Here is a 19,666-nt window from a genome sequence, read left to right as displayed (position 1 = left end):
CGATAAGGGCGCCCCTCGGGGCGCCCTTATTCGTTGGTGCACGGTTATCTTGCCGGCGTTTTATTATCGGATTTTCTGTTTAGCATTCGGTAGCTGTATAGAATAAATAGTGGTGCCCCCACCGCTAAATAGAGGTGGTAGCTCACCAGTCGCCATACTAAGACGGCTGCTGCGGCCTGCTCGCGTTCCATCAAGGGCAGTAACAAACTGCCAACGCCCACTTCAGCCGCACCTGCGCCGCCAGGAAGAAAACTAAGCTGGCTGGCCGCCATGGCCAGCATTTGGGTTAAAAACGTCCACATCCAATCGGCATGGCCGCCCACGCCCAGCACCGCGACATAGAGCAAGCTATAGCGCATTAGCCAGTGCGCTGCGGTAAGCATCATCATCGCGAGCAGCGTCGTAAAAGGCAGCGCGAGTGTGACCTTGAGCGCATATCGGCATCGTAATAAGCGCCTTACTAACCAGCGCCGTCGGTAACGGCTTGGCCATGTCGTTATAACGCCACCTGCACGCAGCAGGCTGGGTAAATAACACATCACACCACTGACCAGCGTCGCCATAAATGCTAAACCGACCAGTGACCACTGTACTAGTGACTGATGCGGCCACTGGGTATCGCTGGCCAGAGAGAAGAGCATCAAACCGCTCAGCATGGTAAGGAAGAACAGCAAGTCACAGCCTTGGTCAATCAAAAACACCGCTGCCCCTTTGGCGGGAGGAAAGCCGCGTCGTGCAAGCAGGATAAGTAGAGTGGCTGGTCCTCCACTCCCTCCAGGCGTAGCGCACAATGCAAACTTTGATGCCAGCTCAATGCCCAGCGCACCACGTTGACCAAGTTGCCCTGCACGGCCACCTAACATTAGCCGCAGTCTTGCTGCATTCAGGTTCCAACACAGAAACGCTAATAGCAGCATCAACAGCAATAACGCCAATGGAAAATGTTTAATACGCTGCAGCGCCTCAGCACCGCCCAGCCAAGTGGTAAGCACTAGCGGGGCCAAGAGTGCCCCCGCTAGTAGAAAACCATGCAGCGGGCGAAAACGCAGTAATCGTTGGGGCTTAGTGGTGGTGGGCGAGGGCATTGGGCCGTTCAATGTTGCAAAGGTCGATGTAGTGCTCAAGAAGAGACTGGATAACGCTATCCCAACTGAACTGGCGTTCGACAAAATGACGGGCATAACGCCCGCTGGCGGCGATGTCATTACTGAACAAGGCTGTGCATGCCTCGGCCATGGCATCCGGGTCGAGTGGCTGACACAGAATGCCGGCGCCTAATGGCACATTTTCAGCCAGCGCACCGGCCCTGGCACCCACGATAGGAATACCGCAGGCCATCGCTTCTTGAGCGATCAAGCCAAAGGTTTCCCGGGTACCCGCATGCAGAAGGGCATCGCTACTGGCGAGTGCTTTGGCCACTTCATGTGCGCCGCAGCAGCGATCCACGACAGTGACATTGTTGGGTACCTGATGGGGCATGCCGGGACCCATCAGCAATAAATGGTAATCACTGCCGAGCTGGCGCATTGTCGCCAGCAGCACATCAATATTTTTCTCGCGGGAATTGCGACCGACAAAGATCAGCAGCTTTTTATCGCTGGGAATACCCATGCCTTGGCGGAAGGCGGGATCTCGCTGCTGGGGGTGAAAATGGTTTAAATCGACCCCTAATGGCTGTACGCGAACGTTATCGACTCCCCACTCCCTGAGTCGATTAGCCATAGCGTTACAGGGGGCCAGCACGCTATCAAATTGGCAGTAGAGGTCTTTGACATAGCGCGTTAAGCGTTTCTCTACGTAGCGGCCAAAGCGATCCCCCATTAAGCGTGGAAGGTCTGAGTGATAAAATCCGACCACCGGCACGCCAAGCGTTTGGCCTGCGGCAAGGGCTGCCCATGCCGTTACATAAGGGTCGCCAGCCTCGATAAGATCAGGTTTTAGCTCGATTAGTGCATCGCGCCAGCGTGACCCTCTCAGCGGAAAGCGGTAGCCCTGGCCCAAGGGGAGGTGTAGCGCTGGCAAGGTGTGGTGGTCACCCAGGCTATCGCGCTCAGCTCCCGGCACTAACAAGCTAGTGCGTAGGTTTGCCGTGTGCGCTAGCACCCGGTGTTTAGCTTGCAGATAAGTACGAACGCCGCCGCTTGCCGGGGCGTGAAACATGGTCACATCAGCGATGTGCAAGGTAACCTCCGAACTACAAGGGTGTCATCGGATTACCATAAGGAAGAAATAAGTCAGTTCTGCGACAGTTAATGGGTGGCGGGAAAATAAAACGCCACGGCAATGCCGTGGCGTGGGCGGTGCAAGGTAACGTTATTCTGTGGGTTTGGCGACCAGCGAGCGGGTTTCCTCACGGGCTTCTGTTAGCGCAATGCGCAGGCTGTCGCCCAGCTTGTAGCGCTCTTCGCCTTCAATTTGAATGCGACCCTCTTTATCATCAATGACCACTTTATCGCGATCGCTGTGCATTAGCGGGGCGGGTACGAAGGCGGTAGCACCATTTTCCAGCAGGCGTACTCGCATACCACCACGGTTGATCGCCATGATCTCTGCGTCGAAGGCGTCTTGGTTTTGAGCCGCTGGCGTTAAGTAGCGAACGTAGAGCCAATCTTTTACGTCGCGTTCTGCCATACGGTTCAGGCGCCGCCGCTCGGTGAGTTGCTCGGTGAGCTGCTGGCTGGCTTCTGCCGGAGCCTGTTCACCTTTAAGCACTCGCTTGATCAAACGATGGTTGACCATATCGCCGTACTTACGAATTGGCGACGTCCAGGTGGCATAAGCCGGTAGCCCAAGACCAAAGTGCGGGCCAGGTTGAGCGGACATGCTGGTAAAGCCTTGGAAGCGGCGCAGACGCGCGTCCAGCCAGGCATCATCACGGCTTTCCAGAGCGCGCTTTAGCTCTTTGTAGTGAGCCAGCTCAGTCAGCGCTTCCTGGGCGACCTCAATCTCCTGAGTTGCTAAGAACTCTTGAGCAGATTCGGCTTTTTCAGGCTCAAAAGCGCGGTGCACATTAAAGATACCGTGACCGATATGTTTGGCGAGGAAGTCCGCGCAGCAAGCGTTAGCGGCAATCATCGACTCTTCAATCATACGGTTGGCAATGCGGCGATCTTCGGTGCGAATGCCTAAGACGTTGCCCGCGTCGTCCAGGTCGAAAACGTAATCAGGACGATCTTTAAACACCAGCGCATGTTCGTTGCGCCAAGCGGTGCGCGCCTCAGTCAAATCGCGCAGTGCTTTCAGCTGTTCAGCGATATTGTCAGCGGGAGCCCACTCGCCTTGACCGTCAATCCAGTCGGAAACGCGGTCATAGACTAGTTTGGCGTGGGATTTTACGTTAGCCGCAAAAAAGCGGTAATCACCTAGGCTGCCGTCGGCATTAATGTCCAGCGAGCAGGCAAGGGCAGGGCGGTCCTGACCTTCCCATAGCGAGCAGAGGTCATCTGCCAGCTGTTCAGGCAACATCGTTACATTTTGGCCGGGTAAGTAGACCGTAAAAGCACGGGTGCGCGCTTCAAGGTCGGCCGCATGGCCTTCTTCAACGTAGGCCGTTGGGTCAGCGATCGCAACGCTTAGCCGCCAACCGCCGCTTTCCAGCGCTTCCACGTGTAGCGCGTCGTCCATGTCGCGGGTTTTTTCGCCATCGATAGTAAAGAAGGGCTGCGCCGTGAGGTCTTCACGGGTTAACCCTTCATCATGCAGTGGCCACTCGGTACCTGCGTCCGGGCACTCTTGCTCCAGTGCATGGCGGGCAAGGGTGACGCGCCACGGAACGGCGGGATCGTCGGCCTTAGCCACTAGCTCATCAATTTGCGTAAAGAAGCCGCGATCGTTCTCTTTCAGCGGGTGGCGTACCAGCCGCGCGACAACCCAGTCGCCATCAGCAATAGTGGCTTCATCCAGGCTGTTCTTTATGCGCGCCTTCAGTACATTGCGAATCGACGGATGGTCGGGCACAACGGCTAAACGGTCTTCGCGCTTCTGAACACGGGCAACAAAGCGGTCAAGCCCAGCTTCGATCAGCTTTTCAGGCTCTACGGACTTTTTGTCGCCGTTTTCATGGATCACCGCCTCGACGCGATCGCCATGGAGTACTTGCTTCATGGCGGGGGGCGGCACGAAATAAGATTCACCGCTGTCGGTTTCAAGGAAGCCGAAGCCTTTTTCGGTGGCTTTGATCACCCCTTCAGCGCGTGGGGTGGTATCACGGATCTGTTGCTTGAGCTGGGCAAGCAATGAGTTGTTTTGCAGCATGTGTTCAATCAGTTGGCGAGAGTAGCCTGCCACTATACGGATTCCCAAAGGCCGCGCCAATCGTGGTTACCCTGAAGTTCGCTTTGGCCCCGAACTATCAACGATCTGCGTTCAATTATGTGCGCGCTTTATTGCCTTATTGGCCGGGCTGGACGCCACTATTCAACCATAGTTGTATCTTATTGGTATTTGATTGGTATTTGATTGGTATCTTATTGGGTCTATAGTGGTATCTAATTGGTATGGCCGCTACTGGGAGACACTCATGGACCCACGCTTTACTCAGCTACATCTTGATCCTCAGGGCGCAACACCGCTTTATCAGCAGTTAGCGCGCCAGCTAGAACAGGCAATTGAGACGGGCGCCTGGCAAGCCGGCGAGGCGTTGCCTTCTGAGCGCAACTTGGCCGAAAGCTTAGCGGTTTCGCGCATTACTGCGCGGAAGGCGTTAGATCGCCTAGCAGAACTTGGGCTGATTCGCCGAAGCCGTGGTTCGGGCACGTTTATTGCCCCTCGCCTCAATCAGTCCTTATCACGGCTCGCCAGTTTTACCGAGCTGCTCACCCAGCGTGGGTTTACGCCGAGTTCTCATTGGTTGGAACGCAAACTGGCCAACCCCAGTGCAGAAGAGAGCATGCGCCTTGGTCTGGGGGCTGACGCTCAAGTCGCGCGTCTCAAGCGTTTGCGTTTAGCCGATGAGGTGGTAATGGCGGTGGAAGAGAGTTGCCTGCCCATCTCGGTGCTGCCCGATCCTCTCCGGGTCGATACATCGCTTTATGCAACGTTGGAAGCCAGCGGCAGAGGCATAGCACGTGCTTTGCAGCATGTGACGGCTATCAATGCCAGCGCAGAACTAGCCATGCTGGCTGAGGTGCCTGAGGGCCAGGCGTTGCTCAAAGTGACGCGTCTAGGCTATCTCGCAGATGGCTCTCCGGCGGAGCTTACCGTTACCTACTGCCGCACTGATTATTACGACTTTATGGTCGAGATGACCCGCTAGGAGGTTTTATGCAGTTTGGCAATATTCTCACCTCTGAGGGCTGGCGCCTGGGAGAGATCCACTGGGAAGACGGGCGTATTAAGCGCATTGACGGCGATCCGGTAGATCCTGATACCAATGACCATCCACGCATTATTCCCGGCTTTATAGATTTGCATGTGCATGGTGGTGGTGGTGCCGACACCATGGAGGGCGGCACAGCTGTTGCCACCCTAGCGCGCACCCATGTGCGCTTTGGAACTACCCGTTTGCTTGCTACCACCATGACGGCGCCAGATGAGCGGATCCGTCAGGTGCTAGGCGATATCGCCCGCTATATGGAAGCGCAGGAGCCGGACGCCGCCAAGGTGTTGGGCGTCCATTTGGAAGGTCCTTATATCAATCCTGGCAAGCTGGGTGCTCAACCCGCCTATGCGCGTAATGGGGTGATTGAGGGGGTGGATGAGCTGTGTGCTTTGGCCCCCATCCGCTTACTGACACTTGCCCCTGAGTTAGCTGGCCACTATGCATTAATTCGCCATCTCAGCGAACGCGGCGTGCGGGTTCAGATAGGGCATACGCTTGGCAGCTATGAAGAGGGCGTTGAGGCATTGGCTCATGGTGCCTGCGGGTTTACTCATCTGTTCAATGCCATGACCGGACTGCATCACCGCAAGCCGGGAATGGTCGGCGCAGCGCTCGCCCATGCGCAGTACGCCGAAGTGATTCCTGATCTGCTGCACGTACACCCTGGTGCCATCCGTGCCGCCTTACGTTGCATCCCTAATCTCTACGCGGTTACCGACTCCACGGCAGCGGCAGGCATGCCAGACGGTGATTACCGTCTAGGTGAGCAGACCGTCACCAAATGTCTGGGAGGTGTGCGTTTGGCTGACGGCACTTTGGCAGGCAGTACGCTGACCATGGATCAGGCGTTACGTAACTTCGTTAGCCTCGGTCTTACCCTGGCGGACGCCTCGGATCGCCTGTCACGTTTCCCCGCCGACTTCCTGGGGATCGACGACATTGGCCGCCTGCAAGAGGGCGCATTGGCGGATCTGGTCATCCTTGACCCCCAACTTCAACTCCAAGCGGTCTATGTCGAAGGCCGTCATATCTGTGGAAACGCCCAAGGAGCCTCATAAATGTCTTTGATGCTTGAAGAAACTCGCAACGCCCCTGAACGTGTTCGCGGTCAGTTGCAGCGTAATCACGCGTTGCTTGCTGCACTAGGTGAACGCTTGCGCCTTGCCGAGCCGACTGCCGCAGTCACCGTGGCGCGGGGCAGTTCCGATCATGCCGCCAGCTACTTCGCCTACCAATGTATGCAGCGTAAAGGCATTCCGGTGGCCTCGCTGCCTCCCTCGCTGACTACCCTGGCTAAGGCACCTTGGCGACTAACAGGGCAATTATCCTTGGCGGTTTCCCAATCTGGACAAAGCCCTGACCTAGTGGCGATGCAGCAGTCGCTCGCTGCCGCTGGGGCTCGAACGATAGCGTTAGTCAATACGCCGCAGTCGCCTCTGGGCGCGGCCAGCGATAGTGAAATTCCGCTCTACGCGGGAGAAGAAAAAAGTGTCGCTGCCACCAAAAGCTACTTGGCCACGCTTTCTGCCATGGCGCAGCTTATCGGCCACTGGCAGGAAGACCGCCTGCTACTCACTGCTTTGGAACAACTTCCAGAACGCCTGACCCAGGCCCTGGCGATGGATTGGTCCCCAGCCATCGAGGCATTACTAAATGCCGACAAGATGATGGTGATTGGTCGTGGAGCAGGTCTTGCAGTCGCTCAGGAAGCGGCGCTCAAGTTTAAAGAAACCTGTGCGATTCAAGCGGAATCCTTTAGCGGTGCCGAAGTTCGCCATGGTCCGATGGCGCTGATTGGCCCTGATTATCCGGTGTTGGTATTCGCGCCACCAGGGCCCGAACAGGCTGGTTTGCTGGAGTTAACCGATTGGCTCAAGAGTGTTGGCGCCCGAGTCGTCCTTGCTGCCGACAAGAGCGTGGTACAGCGCAATTTGACCTTGGTAGATGCTGGTCATGAGGCTCTGCAGCCACTGTCGGTGATTCAGAGCTTTTATCAAATGGTGGCTGGTCTTGCAGAGGCCCGGGGAAGCGATCCAGATCGCCCACGGCACCTCAATAAAGTTACCTGCACCCTGTAACGTATAACAACAATCTTGGGAGTCCTCCCATGTCAGATTCAAATCAGTCATTAACGCTGCGGGCCCCCGTGGCGGGGGTTGTGGTACCCCTAACAGCGGTGCCCGATCCGGTTTTTGCCAGCCTAACCCTGGGAGAGGGCATTGCTCTCGATCCACTGGGCGAATGCCTGCATGCTCCCTGTGATGGTGAAGTGGTGCAGTGCGCGCGTACCCATCATGCGTTCACCTTGAGAACCGAGGCGGGTGTTGAATTACTGCTTCACCTTGGCCTGGATACGGTTGAGTTAAACGGAAAAGGTATTGAGCCTTTGGTCGCCGTAGGTGATCACGTGCGCGCGGGTGACCCGCTGTGCCGCTTCGATGCCGATGCGTTAGCGCTGGGCGCAAGTGCGCTGATTACCCCATTGGTGATCACCGAAGCGGCTGGTTGGCAATTACTGCCGTCGAAGCACCGCGAGGGTGAGCAGGTTTCCCTTGGTGAGCCTTTGCTGGTACTAACCCGCACGGCTACTGAGCAATCCGATACACGTACTGACGGGCCGTTAGCTGAGCGCCGCGTGACCCTAGCCTTGGCATCGGGGCTGCATGCGCGACCGGCTGCCCGACTGCGTGCTATTGCTCGCGAGCATAACGTTAATCTGACGGTGCAACAGGAGGGTTCAAGCGACAACGCTGCCAGTGCTAGCGCCGCTAGTCTTAGCGCATTAATGAACTTGGGCCTGACCGAAGGCGCAACGTTAAAACTGACGGCCCAGGGAGAGGCTGCTGAGGTTGCGCTGGATGCCGCCGAGCGTCTGTTGACCACGCCTGAAGCCGACGAACATAGCGCACCTGCGTCGTCTACATTAACCGCAGTGGCACTTAAAGAGGGCGAACTGGCTGGCTTAGTGGCTAGCCCTGGTTTAGCCATCGGTCCGCTTGTCTCTTATCAATTGCCGCTACCCGCCGTGCCCTTGATGGGCGAGGGCGAAGCCGTTGAGACAGCTCGCTTGAAAAAGGCGCTGTTAAGCGTTGGCGAGGCGTTAGCCAACGCTGAAACGCAAGCAACGCGCCAGGGGCAGAGCGCCGAGGCGGAAATCTTTGCTGCCCATGGCGCCTGGCTCGATGATCCCGATTTGGCAGCAGCGGCAGGTAAGCACATTAGTGAAGGTCGCAGCGCTGGCCAAGCTTGGCGTGAGGCGCTTGATGACGAGGCCGAAAGGCTTGCGGCGAGCGGAAATGCGCTGCTTGCCGCCAGGGTTGCAGATCTGCGCGACTTGCAGCGCCGTGTGATGGTGGAACTAAGCGACGACCAGCAAGCGGCACTTCCTGAGCTGCCTAAAGGGGCCGTCGTCGTTGCTGATGAGCTGACACCCTCAGAGCTGGTGGCCGTTGCTACCCAGCATCCTGCTGGGCTGTGTCTCGCGGGCGGCGGCACCACTTCTCATGTGGCCATTTTGGCACGCGCCCGAGGTATTCCCTGCCTCGTGGCCATGGGGGCGAGCCTAATCGACGCTGCTAATAGCGCCACAAACGAGAGCGTCATTCTAGATGCGGAAAATGGGCGCTTGGCGTTGAGCCCTAGCGCTACTCAACGGGCGGAAGTGGCAGAGCGCATTGATGCTCGCCGTTATGAAGCAGAGCAAGCTCAAGCGTTAGCCCATGAACCAGCGATCACTCTGGACGGGCGAGAAATTGAGGTATGCGCCAATATCGGTGGCGCCGAAGAGGCGCGTTTAGCGGCAGATTCGGGTGCTGATGGTGTAGGCCTACTGCGCAGTGAGTTCCTGTTTCTTGAGCGAGATAGTGCCCCCAGTGAAGCGACTCAGCGTGATGAGTATCAGGCTGCTGTGAAGGCCTTAGATGGCAAGCCTGTGATTATTCGCACTCTGGATATTGGTGCAGACAAGCAGCTTCCTTATCTGCGATTGCCGTCAGTACCTAACCCAGCGCTGGGCGTGCGGGGCGCTCGTTTGTGGGCCAGCCAGCCTGAACTGCTGGAGACTCAGCTGCGAGCGCTACTCGGCGTTACGCCGTTGGAAACGTTACATATCATGCTGCCGATGGTGACCGAGGTTGGCGAGCTGCGCGAAGTGCGCAAGCGCTTAGAGACGTTGGCCAGCGAAATGGGGCTCGATGCGCGTCCGCGCCTTGGTGCCATGATCGAGGTGCCTAGTGCTGCTCTGTGCGCCAGAAGCCTCGCTGTTGAAGCCGACTTTCTGTCAATCGGCACCAACGATTTAACCCAGTACACCCTGGCGATGGACCGTGAGGACCCGGCGCTCACCGCACGAGCGGATGTATTGCATCCCGCGGTGCTGCGGCTGATTCAAGCGACGGTAGACGGCGCGAAAGGACACTGCCCCGTGGGTGTCTGCGGTGCCGCCGCGGGTGATGAGCGGGTCGCGCTTCTGCTCGTTGCGCTGGGTGTCGATGAACTTTCTGTAGAACCTGCACGTGTGCCTGCAGTGAAAGCTGCCCTGCGTTGCCTGAATGCTGCCGCACTGGCAGATGAACTTCCCGCAATACTGGCCTTGGACGATGCGACCGCTGTACGCCAGCACTTAAGCGCGTGGCTTGCTAAGGCCAACCAAACCGACATAACAACAACGACCCTTGAGAGGTGCTGAAATGTCTTCTACGACCTTCGGTTCCCGCCTGATGGGCGGGCTACAGCGGCTTGGCCGCTCTCTGATGCTACCCATCGCGGTATTGCCCATTGCAGGTCTATTGCTGCGCCTTGGGCAGCCTGATCTGCTGGATGTTGCCTTTATTGCTGGCGCTGGCCAAGCCATTTTCGCCAACCTGGCGCTGATTTTTGCCATCGGCCTCGCCGTAGGCTTCGCGGATGATAGTAACGGCGCTGCCGGCCTGGCCGGGGTGATTGGCTACTTGGTGCTAGATGCGGTGCTGACCGCGCTTAACCCTGAGATTGATATGGGGGTGCTGGCAGGGATTATTGCCGGCAGCGTGGCAGGCCTGCTTTATAATCGCTATAAGTCGATTCAGCTCCCTGACTATCTGGCCTTTTTTGGTGGGCGACGCTTTGTACCTATTGCTACTGGCCTAGCGGCAGTAGCAATGGGGGTGGTTTTTGGGGTGATTTGGCCGCCTATTCAACATGGCATTGATGCTCTTGGTCACTGGCTGATTGGCGCCGGTGAACTGGGGCTTTTCGTTTACGGAACGATTAACCGTTTGTTGATTATGACGGGTCTGCATCACGTGCTGAATAGCCTGGTGTGGTTCGTCTTCGGCAATTTTGAGACAGCCGCTGGGGTAGTAGCCAATGGCGACCTTAACCGTTTCTTTGCTGGTGACCCTGAAGCAGGGCGCTTTATGGCGGGCTTTTTCCCGGTGATGATGTTCGGCCTGCCAGCCGCGGCGCTGGCCATGTACCATGCCGCACCAAAAGGACGCCGTGCCCAGGTGGGTGGCTTGTTACTTTCGCTGGCATTGACGGCTTTCCTGACCGGTGTCACCGAACCCATCGAATTCACCTTTATGTTTCTGGCACCGCTGCTTTATGGCATGCACGCAGTGTTAACGGGCATTTCCATGGCGCTGCTGCACTGGCTGGACGTGAAGCTTGGCTTCACCTTCTCCGCTGGAGCCTTTGACTTTGCACTCTCTTACGGGCTTTCCACCAATGGTTGGCTGATGCTGCCTGTCGGCCTCGTCTATTTTGTTCTGTACTACACGGTATTTCGCTGGGCCATCGTCCGCTTTAATCTACCTACCCCAGGGCGCGAGCCGGAAAGTGCTTCCTCCGCAGCAGCCCCAACACCACTCGGTGAACGTGGCCCCGCGTTTGTCACGGCGTTAGGTGGCGCGAGCAACCTGCAAAGCGTAGGTGCCTGTACGACTCGGTTGCGCTTGGTGCTGGAGAATCCTGAGGCAATTGATGAGCCGGCTCTGAAATCGCTGGGCTCTCGGGGGATCATGCGTCTCCAGGGCGGTGGTCTCCAGGTAGTGATGGGGCCCATTGCGGATGGTATCGCAGATGAGATTCGACAAGCGCTCAAGCAGAGTGGAGCGGCGGTTGATGCTAATACCTCTTCTCATAGCCCTGCTGCACATAGCCCTTCTGAACAGAGCCCTGGCACCCCCGCAAACTCATCTAAACCGACGGCATTGCCCGCCGAGGTGGCCCAACGCTGGATGGCCGCTTTAGGTGGTAATGCCAACGTACAACGGCTGGACGTTCAAGCCCAGACACGCCTGCGCGTGGAGCTAGTCGATGGCGCTGGGCTAGACAGCGCCGCGCTTGACCAACTGGGATGTAGAGGCATCCAGGCGTTGAACGGCAATACATGGCATCTGATCGTCGGTGATCAAGCCGCTGCTATCGCGCATTCACTAAGAGCCTAACGCTCGTAATCGACACCCGTTACTCGGCAACGGCTGAGTAACGGGGAGCCGTAGCGATTTAGCCAAGACTTCTACGTCATAGACCCATGTTTATGGGGCAGCGTTGCGCTGCCCCACAGACCCCGCGCGTCTTTAAAACGTGCACATCACTGCAACGCTAATCCAAAATCAACAACAATCGGATACGACACCATGCTGATATCAAGCATACCTACGCCCCAAAAAGGGCAGCCGTTAGGTCGCTTTGGTCAACTAGCCCTGATCGGTACTTTATCGTTGGTTCCCTTGATGTCCTCTGCCGACGAGCCTCGGGGCTTTATGGAAGAGGCCAGCCTTGAGACCACCCTGTTTTATATCTATCGTGACCGTGATCGTCGTTCGGGAGGTATGGGGCCGGATGGTGAGGGCAGTCCAGGGGCTTACGCTTCCAACCTGCAGCACTCCACTGCCAATCTGGCTGTCGACTTCTCGAGTGGTCATGCGGGGGGCGTTGTGGGGCTGGATCTAGCCGCCTTTGCTGCTTACGACTTTCAGAACCGTCACCAGGGCACGGAATTCAATTTTCGTCCAGCAAGCACTCTGTGGGAAGAACGCTGGGACGGTAAGGAAACGAATGGTGCAAGCCTCTACCGGGCCGCACTCAAGTTTAAGTTTGGTGATATGTGGGGGCGGTTAGGGTATCTGCAGCCCCAAGGCACCAGTGTCATCGCGCCTAACTGGTCCTTCCTGCCAGGCACTTATCGCGGTGGAGAACTCGGAGCGAGGGTAGGTGACCTATCGCTGAGCTATTTTCATGCTGATCGTTACAAGGCCCCTTGGTATCAGAGCTTCTATGAGTTCCGCCAAGCCGATGGAGAGACGATCGACTACCTACACTCGCTGGGAGCACGCTACGACGTCACCGATGATCTGGCCGTCGAGGCAGCTTTTGGGCAAGCCCAGGGCTATATGGATCAAGGGTTCGGTAAGGTGTCTTATGCCACCCAGCTAAACGATTCCCCGCTGCGTTTGAGTTACCAAACCTACGCCGCCCGTGACCGCCATGACGATGACTCGGCCAACGACGTCTATGACGGCACTGCTTGGCAACAGGTGCTTACCGCTCACTATGATCAAGGTGCCTTCGATTGGCGGCTTGAATTTAGCTGGGTGCATGCCCCTGGGTCTCAGGGCTACTTCCTGCCGCGAATGACCACCCCTTATGCATCGTCCAACGGCCGCTTGGATATCTGGTGGGATGCCCGATCCGACTGGAATCACGATGGCGAGAAGTCCCTCTACGCCGGTGTCACCTATGACCTGGAAGGCTGGAATTTGCCCGGTTGGTCGCTGGGCTTGGCTCATGCTTATGGTTGGGATGCTCGTCCCTACTCAGGTTTTGAGGACCCCGGGCGCCGCTTTAGTGAGTCCGCCTGGAATTTTGATGTGCATTACAAAGTTCAGAATGGCTGGGCCGAGGGCACGCGTTTTCAACTGCACTATACCCGCTACGACAACCGCACCGACTACGCCTCCTGGGGAGATGGCGGCTTTAAAAATGCCTTTCAAGATGAGCACGACATCAAGTTCACGGTTGTGGCTCCTTTCTCGATTCTGTAATGCTTGAGGTGAAAACAATGACAACATTGACGAAGGCCCTAACGACACTGGCTATCGGGGTTGCAATCAACTCGGCGACAGCCCAGGCCAGCGAAACCACACAGCTTGACGCGTCGTCTGCCCGTGACTTGGCGCAGCGGCTAGACGTGCAGTACACGATAACCGCCAACCAGCCACAGGCGCATGATATCGACTGCCAGAGGTTGGGGGCGGATTACGCCGCCTGTTTCACCGCGACGATCCTTTTGACCAATACCTCTGATAAGGCCATTGAGGCGAGCGATTGGGAGCTCTATTTTTCGAGTATTCGCCGCTTGCTGCAGATGGATCATCCTGAACTGTCGCTGACGCGTATCACAGGGGATCTCCATCGCCTTGAACCCAGCGACACCTTTACTGGACTGGCCGCTGGGGAGAGCCTGGAAATTCCCATCGTGGGTGAGTACTGGCAGCTATTCATGACCGATGTGATGCCCAATTGGTACCTGGCAGTGGGCGATGAAACCGCGGTGATCGATAATACCCGTGATGAAGTGCTGACCGATTTTGTCCGTGCTCCGTTCGGTGAGCAGCTTATGCGTACACCGGATGATAACAACGTGGTGATGACGGCCGAGACACGCTTCGAGCGCAACGCTGCGGCCACTGCAATGCCCGCCGACGCATTGCGGGGAGCTATTTTGCCGACACCGCGCTCATCTCGCCTGGGAGAGGCTACCCTCGATTTGTCTGAAGGGGTCAGCCTCGAGATGCCAATGCTGAGCGAGGCCAGCCTAGCGGTACTGGGAGAGCGCTTCGAACGGCTCGACATCCCCGTCAACGAAGGTGGCGACAGCTTGGTGATCCGAGCCCGCTTGGTCTCTGAGTCAGACGTTCTCGATGAAGCATTGGCACGGGAAGGAGGCTATCGCCTGCAGCTCAATGAGTCCGGTGCCGATATTCTGGCTTTTGACGCTAGCGGGGCTTTTTACGCTGTCCAGTCGCTAATAGCGGCCATGGATGAGGAGGGGCTGGTGCCAGCGATGGACATTGATGATGCTCCACGTTACGACTATCGCGGCGTCATGCTGGATGTTGCACGGAATTTCAAAGATAAGGCCGCCGTGTTGCGCCTGCTGGATCAGATGGCTGCGTACAAGCTCAACCGTTTCCATTTCCATCTCACCGATGATGAGGGCTGGCGGCTGGAAATTCCGGGGCTGGCAGAACTAACCGAAGTAGGCAGCAAGCGCTGTCATGATCTGGCAGAAACGAACTGTCTTTTACCTCAGTTGGGCTCTGGGCCAAAGGACGATACTGCCGGTAGCGGTTTCTATACCCGTGAGGATTACATCGATATTGTTCGCTATGCCGAGGCTCGCCATATTCAGGTGGTGCCTGAAATTGATATGCCAGCTCATGCTCGCGCCGCTGTGGTGGCTATGGAAGCGCGATATCGTCGGCTGATGGAGGAGGGCGATAGTGCGGCAGCCAATGAGTATCGATTAATCGACCCCGAAGATACGTCCAATACGCTGTCGGTTCAGCTCTATGATCGTCGCAGCTACCTTAACCCCTGTCTTGAGTCGACGAACCGCTTTGTCGATAAGGTGATGGGCGAAGTGGTATCGATGCACCAAGAGGCGGGCCAGGCGCTGGACAACTGGCACTTTGGTGGTGATGAAGCCAAGAATATCCTGCTAGGTCATGGTTTTCAGGATATCGATGCTGAAGAACCGGTCGACTGGCGAGGAACCATCGACCAGAGTGATCAGCACCATCCCTGGGAGGCGTCGCCAATTTGCCAACAGAGCGTTGCCGATGGAGAGGTTGCTTCTGTAGAGGAACTGCCGAGCCGTTTTGCCCTACAGGTCAATCAACTCGCTGACAGCTACGGAATAGCGCGGATGTCAGCCTGGCAAGACGGTCTTAAGCATGTTGAGTCCGCCGCCGAGTTTGCGACGCCGCAGGTCGCGGTCAATTTCTGGGACCCGCTGTTTTGGGGCGGTAGTCAGTCGGTGGCCGAGTGGCAGTCGCGGGGTTATGAGGTGATTCTTTCGAGCCCAGATTATCTCTACTTCGACATGCCCTACGAGGTCAATCCACACGAACGAGGCTACTACTGGGCGACACGTTTCACCGATACGCGCAAAGTGTTCTCCTTTGCCCCCGATAATCTGGCGCAAAATGCGGAAACCTCAGTTGATCGAGACGGCAATACCTTTCGTTCCGAGAGCGCCGAGGGGTGGCAAGGTGCTCGGGGGATTTCCGCTCAAGCCTGGGGTGAAACGGTTCGTAGCGAGACGCAGATGGAGTACATGATCTTCCCGCGTCTGCTAGCGTTGGCCGAGCGAGCCTGGCACCAAGCCGAGTGGGAACTCGATTATCAACCTGGTCAGGTGTTCATCGGTGGCGAGACGTCCTTTGTCGACGATGAATCGTTGATCGAGGACTGGCAGCGTTTTGCCAACCTGCTTGGTCAACGTGTTCTGCCACGGCTGGAGCGCGATGGGATCGCTTATCGTCTGCCGTTGCCAGGAGCGCGGGTTGAAGCGGGTAGGCTAGTGGCCAATGTCGCGTTACCTGGAGTAAGTATTGAGTACTCTTTGGACGACGGGGCGAGCTGGCAGGTCTATCAGGACAGCGCGCGCCCTGAGGTGGAAAACACGGTGCTACTGCGCAGCGCCAGTGCCAATGGTCAGCGGCATAGCCGTGTCGTGACGCTAAATTAACCAGCGTTAAGATAGCGAAGAGCCCTCTTCAGGCGGCGTTGCCTTAGAGGGCTCTGAGTCTCTTTAGTCCGGCTGGGAGCGGCGAGCGTAATCGGATAAGCTGAGAAGTTCTATCATCAGGAGTGCACCATGACATCACGCCTTATCGTTTCCGACCTTGACGGTACGCTGTTAGGCAGCGACCACCGGCTGCACGACAACACTATTGAGGTGCTGAGAGCGCTTGTAGCGCAAGGCCATCATGTCGCGCTGGCGTCTGGTCGCCACTATAACGATATGCGCGTGTTTCGCGATCAGTTGGATATCCCGGCCTATTTAATCAGTACCAACGGGGCATATGTCCATGCTCCAGACGGCACGCTTTTGAGCGCGACCCATCTTGAACCAGCCTACGTCGAAACGCTTATTCAGTTGCCGCGCCCGCCTCAGGTAAGGCTCAACCTTTATCGTGAAAGCGGCTGGTATATCGATGCCGACGCACCGCATCTGTTGTCATTGCATGCCTCGACGGGCTTTCGTTACGAGGTTGTGCCGCAGGCAGCGATGGATGCTGATGGGGTTGGTAAAGTGCTCTATATAGGCGATCCGGCTGCGTTAGCGCAACTGGAATGTCAGGCCCAGCAGGCGCATGGTCACAGCCTACATATCACATACTCAACGATCGACTCTTTAGAAATTATGGCGGGTGGCGTTAATAAAGGCGTGGCCTTAACGGCACTGCTGGAAAAGCTAAAGCTAACGCCGGCAGAGTGCTTAGCATTTGGCGATAACCTAAACGATACTGAAATGCTTAATCTGGCAGGGGAAGCTCAGGTAATGAACAACGCCCACCCTGCGCTTTTCGATCGAGTTTCCAGCGCTGAGCGTATCGGCCATCATAGCGAAGCGGCTGTGGCTCGGTGGCTAGCAAAACGCTTTGCGCTGTAATAACCGCTTCACGCTGCAACCTTGGTCGATGGCCGCTTGCGATAGGGTGGCCACTCCACCATCATCTAGCCCCTAAAATGATAATAACGAGTAATAATAACCCAGGGCATATTGCTACCATGACAACCACGCCTGCTACCTTGATGGTCGTTGATGACGACTCGGAAATTCGTGAGCTAAAGATATTTATATACGACCGGTTTAGACTAATTGAGTGAACTTGACTGGATTACAGAATGACAACGCAATTAGACTCGGATAGAGCTCTTGAGAACGAAGATGAAGATAAGTTTGGTTTTGCTGGTATGGCAAAAAGACTGGCTCCTTCAATCGTCGAGGCATCGAAAGGTGACGGCATAGTCATTGGGTTGGAAGGAAAATGGGGTTCAGGCAAGACTTCGCTGCTAAATTTCCTTCGATGTGAGCTTGTTGCCGCTCAAGATGAGGAAATTTATACCATTACAATTGCGCCTTGGTTAAATGGGGATACTTCATCATTGGTAACTTCATTGTTGGAGCCGATGAGTGCGATATTAAAGAAGAAAGAAACTGCTCAAACTGATGGCAGACAGGCCAGAGATGCAGGGGAGCAGATGGTTGAAGTCAGCCAATTGCTTCGTAGCTATGGCCCAAAGACAGCGCGAGGGGCTGCATCAATTGCGAATGTCCTAGGATACTTTGTTCCAGGTGCACAAGGTGTTGGCAATGCGCTTGAAGCAGGAGCAAACGCATTAGAGCAGGTGCTCCCGACCGAATCGACTCCTTCTGAGCTAAAACAAAAAATAAGTCAAAAAATTAAAGGATTGGATGTCGGTTTTGTGGTTATTCTAGATGATCTTGATCGTCTTGAGCCCGAACAAGCAGTCGAGGTAGTGCGCCTTGTCCGATCAGTCGCTGATTTTCCAAGAGTTGCCTATTTAATGTGCTATGACCGGGAAGTATTGGCGCAGGCACTGAAAACTGGTTTGAAAGTAGAGGATGGTGATCTTTTTTTGCAAAAAATTGTGCAACTTACCTTTAATATCCCGCTTCCAGAGCCGTTTGATCTTCGAACACAATTCTTAGAAGAAGCGAAATCCATCTATGAAGAAGTGATGGGTCATGAAGTCGAGGGTGAGTTACTTGGCGACCTGAAATCTGCGGTTGACCAACAAGGCATGAGACTATCTACGCCACGTGAAGTTAAACTTTCTCTGAACGGCATTCGTTTTGTATTTCCACAGATTAAAGACGATGTATATTTTCCAGATTTCTGTCGCCTGTGCTTGATCAAAACTACAAACTACAAACTGTATCAATGGCTGGAGGAGTACTTGTCAGTACGTTCTGTTTTAGTGACAGGTGATGCAACTGTTGCAAATGATGAAAGAGCTAAAATAGGTGAAGAGTTAAAGAGGCTTTTACCATCAGAGGGCGTTGGAACTGCCCAGTCAATCTGGAGTTTGCGGCGATTTGTGCCCGGCTTGTCTGATGAAGAAGACCCCCAAAAGCGTGTTTTTAGCGCGATGAGTTCATCGGAAATGTCTGAGGCAGTATCATTAAAAAGGCTTGGCAGCCCGCTACATTATCGATTTTATTTTGCGCTTACTGGCCCAAAGACAGTCATGGCCGATGATGACTTCAATAGCTTGTTAGAATTGGCAAAAACTGATTTTGAACAACTGACATTACGCCTATCTGAAGAAGTTATGCAACGACGCAGATCTGGTAAAACTTGGTTTGAACATGTGCTGGATAGACTAGATGATGCGTGTATATCAAGACTGGATGAAGATCAATTGGTCGGGTTGCTTCTTTCACTTTCAAATATGATGGACATTGCGCTCAAGGAAGATGGTGATCACCGCGCTTTTTCTCTTTCATTAAATGAAATTGCAAACTTGATCATGAAAAGCTGCCTTAGCCGGCTACAGAATCTAGATCCAGATAGGCAAGATAAGACTGTCCGAAAGATCGCAAGTGACGGAGAAGCTATAAATTGGCTAGTTGGGTATTTCTTCCGAAGCCAGCTTTTTCGCCATGGCAAGGTAGGTGATAAGGCTGAGCATGCGGATCAGTGGGAGATTTCGGAGGAAGTTCTTGATCGAGCGATCGGAATCCTCAAAGAGCGTATAAGGCAGCCAGCTACTAAAAAGCTTATACCAGACTTGCCGGATGTTTCAGCCTATCTCTATGGCTGGCTAAACATTTCTGGAAATGACGAAGCGGTTGAGTGGGTAAGAGATTACTGCAAACGCGATGAAGGTTTTCTCAATATTTTAAACCACTTACGAGGATGGGCGATGAGTAATAGAGTCTACTACCCTCTTTCAGAAGAGTCCGTTTCAGTATTTCTTGACTGGAAAGAAACCAATGCTCGTTTGGAGCGGTTGAAAGATGGTGAATTCAGAGAAAAAGTTGCTGAGCTGAAAATGGCAATAAAGCAGTCTCGACACTAATTACAATCCTCAACCACGAGCTGATACTTCTGGTCACGGCGAGGCTGCGGTGGCTTAGTGGTTATCGCAGCGGTTTGCGCTGTGAGCCTGAATCCAGGAACCATGGTCACTTGCGATAGGGTGGCCACTCCACCATCATCTAGCCCCTAAAATGATAATAACGAGTAATAATAACCCAGGGCATATTGCTACCATGACAACCACGCCTGCTACCTTGATGGTCGTTGATGACGACTCGGAAAT

The 19,666-nt window shown here is 55.2% G+C and carries 12 protein-coding genes; 9 read left to right on the top strand and 3 right to left on the bottom strand.

Annotation, left to right across the window (positions count from 1 at the left end; all coding sequences use genetic code 11):
* Nucleotides 1-44: 44 nt before the first annotated feature.
* The 3 genes from CEK60_RS09225 to CEK60_RS09215 form a co-directional block, all read right to left on the bottom strand.
* Entirely contained in the window at nt 45-1,085 is a 1,041-nt protein-coding gene (locus CEK60_RS09225) for a lysylphosphatidylglycerol synthase transmembrane domain-containing protein (protein ID WP_089038764.1), read from the bottom strand.
* Entirely contained in the window at nt 1,063-2,181 is a 1,119-nt protein-coding gene (locus CEK60_RS09220) for a glycosyltransferase family 4 protein (RefSeq protein ID WP_089038763.1), read from the bottom strand. Before CEK60_RS09220 ends, CEK60_RS09225 begins: the two co-directional genes overlap by 23 nt.
* A gap of 132 nt (nt 2,182-2,313) precedes the next feature.
* Nucleotides 2,314-4,254 carry an exoribonuclease II gene (locus tag CEK60_RS09215; protein ID WP_089040889.1) on the bottom strand — a complete coding sequence of 647 codons (1,941 nt, stop codon included), beginning with the start codon at nt 4,252-4,254 and terminating at the stop codon, nt 2,314-2,316.
* A 265-nt stretch (nt 4,255-4,519) separates the two neighbouring features.
* Here CEK60_RS09215 and CEK60_RS09210 point away from each other — a divergent pair, with 265 nt between their 5' ends.
* The 9 genes from CEK60_RS09210 (at nt 4,520) to CEK60_RS09170 (ending at nt 19,423) form a co-directional block, all read left to right on the top strand.
* Complete coding sequence (locus CEK60_RS09210) at nt 4,520-5,254, top strand: GntR family transcriptional regulator (protein WP_089038762.1); 735 nt, start codon at nt 4,520-4,522, stop codon at nt 5,252-5,254.
* An 8-nt stretch (nt 5,255-5,262) separates the two neighbouring features.
* Nucleotides 5,263-6,378 carry an N-acetylglucosamine-6-phosphate deacetylase gene (gene nagA / locus CEK60_RS09205; RefSeq protein ID WP_089038761.1) on the top strand — a complete coding sequence of 372 codons (1,116 nt, stop codon included), beginning with the start codon at nt 5,263-5,265 and terminating at the stop codon, nt 6,376-6,378.
* Nucleotides 6,379-7,398, top strand: coding sequence for an SIS domain-containing protein (locus CEK60_RS09200; protein ID WP_089038760.1), 1,020 nt, complete (start codon nt 6,379-6,381; stop codon nt 7,396-7,398). It begins immediately after the preceding gene.
* Nucleotides 7,399-7,427: 29 nt separating this feature from the next.
* Complete coding sequence (ptsP, locus tag CEK60_RS09195) at nt 7,428-10,007, top strand: phosphoenolpyruvate--protein phosphotransferase (protein ID WP_089038759.1); 2,580 nt, start codon at nt 7,428-7,430, stop codon at nt 10,005-10,007.
* Between the two features lies 1 nt (nt 10,008).
* Nucleotides 10,009-11,748, top strand: a complete 1,740-nt coding sequence (gene nagE / locus CEK60_RS09190; RefSeq protein WP_089038758.1) for an N-acetylglucosamine-specific PTS transporter subunit IIBC — start codon at nt 10,009-10,011, stop codon at nt 11,746-11,748.
* A 192-nt stretch (nt 11,749-11,940) separates the two neighbouring features.
* The gene (locus CEK60_RS09185; protein ID WP_089038757.1) at nt 11,941-13,347 is read left to right on the top strand and encodes an OprD family outer membrane porin; all 1,407 of its coding nucleotides are present in this window, start codon (nt 11,941-11,943) and stop codon (nt 13,345-13,347) included.
* A gap of 17 nt (nt 13,348-13,364) precedes the next feature.
* Nucleotides 13,365-16,058: a beta-N-acetylhexosaminidase gene (locus CEK60_RS09180; protein ID WP_089038756.1), complete on the top strand. Its 2,694-nt coding sequence runs from the start codon at nt 13,365-13,367 to the stop codon at nt 16,056-16,058.
* Nucleotides 16,059-16,187: 129 nt separating this feature from the next.
* A complete protein-coding gene (locus CEK60_RS09175; protein WP_089038755.1) occupies nt 16,188-16,985 on the top strand; it encodes a Cof-type HAD-IIB family hydrolase in 798 nt (265 codons plus the stop codon).
* A 236-nt stretch (nt 16,986-17,221) separates the two neighbouring features.
* Nucleotides 17,222-19,423, top strand: a complete 2,202-nt coding sequence (locus tag CEK60_RS09170; protein WP_089038754.1) for a KAP family P-loop NTPase fold protein — start codon at nt 17,222-17,224, stop codon at nt 19,421-19,423.
* Nucleotides 19,424-19,666: the final 243 nt, after the last annotated feature.

Source organism: Halomonas sp. N3-2A, assembly GCF_002216165.1.
Lineage (GTDB): Bacteria > Pseudomonadota > Gammaproteobacteria > Pseudomonadales > Halomonadaceae > Vreelandella.
Note: the sequence above shows the minus strand (reverse complement) of the source record. Positions and strands in the feature narration are given on the sequence as shown.

Coding starts and splice junctions, on each gene's coding strand:
- CEK60_RS09225 (WP_089038764.1), bottom strand. CDS start 1,085: ATGCCCTCGCCCACCACCACTAAGCCCCAACGATTACTGCGTTTTCGC.
- CEK60_RS09215 (WP_089040889.1), bottom strand. CDS start 4,254: ATGCTGCAAAACAACTCATTGCTTGCCCAGCTCAAGCAACAGATCCGT.
- CEK60_RS09210 (WP_089038762.1), top strand. CDS start 4,520: ATGGACCCACGCTTTACTCAGCTACATCTTGATCCTCAGGGCGCAACA.
- nagA (WP_089038761.1), top strand. CDS start 5,263: ATGCAGTTTGGCAATATTCTCACCTCTGAGGGCTGGCGCCTGGGAGAG.
- CEK60_RS09200 (WP_089038760.1), top strand. CDS start 6,379: ATGTCTTTGATGCTTGAAGAAACTCGCAACGCCCCTGAACGTGTTCGC.
- ptsP (WP_089038759.1), top strand. CDS start 7,428: ATGTCAGATTCAAATCAGTCATTAACGCTGCGGGCCCCCGTGGCGGGG.
- nagE (WP_089038758.1), top strand. CDS start 10,009: ATGTCTTCTACGACCTTCGGTTCCCGCCTGATGGGCGGGCTACAGCGG.
- CEK60_RS09185 (WP_089038757.1), top strand. CDS start 11,941: ATGCTGATATCAAGCATACCTACGCCCCAAAAAGGGCAGCCGTTAGGT.
- CEK60_RS09180 (WP_089038756.1), top strand. CDS start 13,365: ATGACAACATTGACGAAGGCCCTAACGACACTGGCTATCGGGGTTGCA.
- CEK60_RS09175 (WP_089038755.1), top strand. CDS start 16,188: ATGACATCACGCCTTATCGTTTCCGACCTTGACGGTACGCTGTTAGGC.
- CEK60_RS09170 (WP_089038754.1), top strand. CDS start 17,222: ATGACAACGCAATTAGACTCGGATAGAGCTCTTGAGAACGAAGATGAA.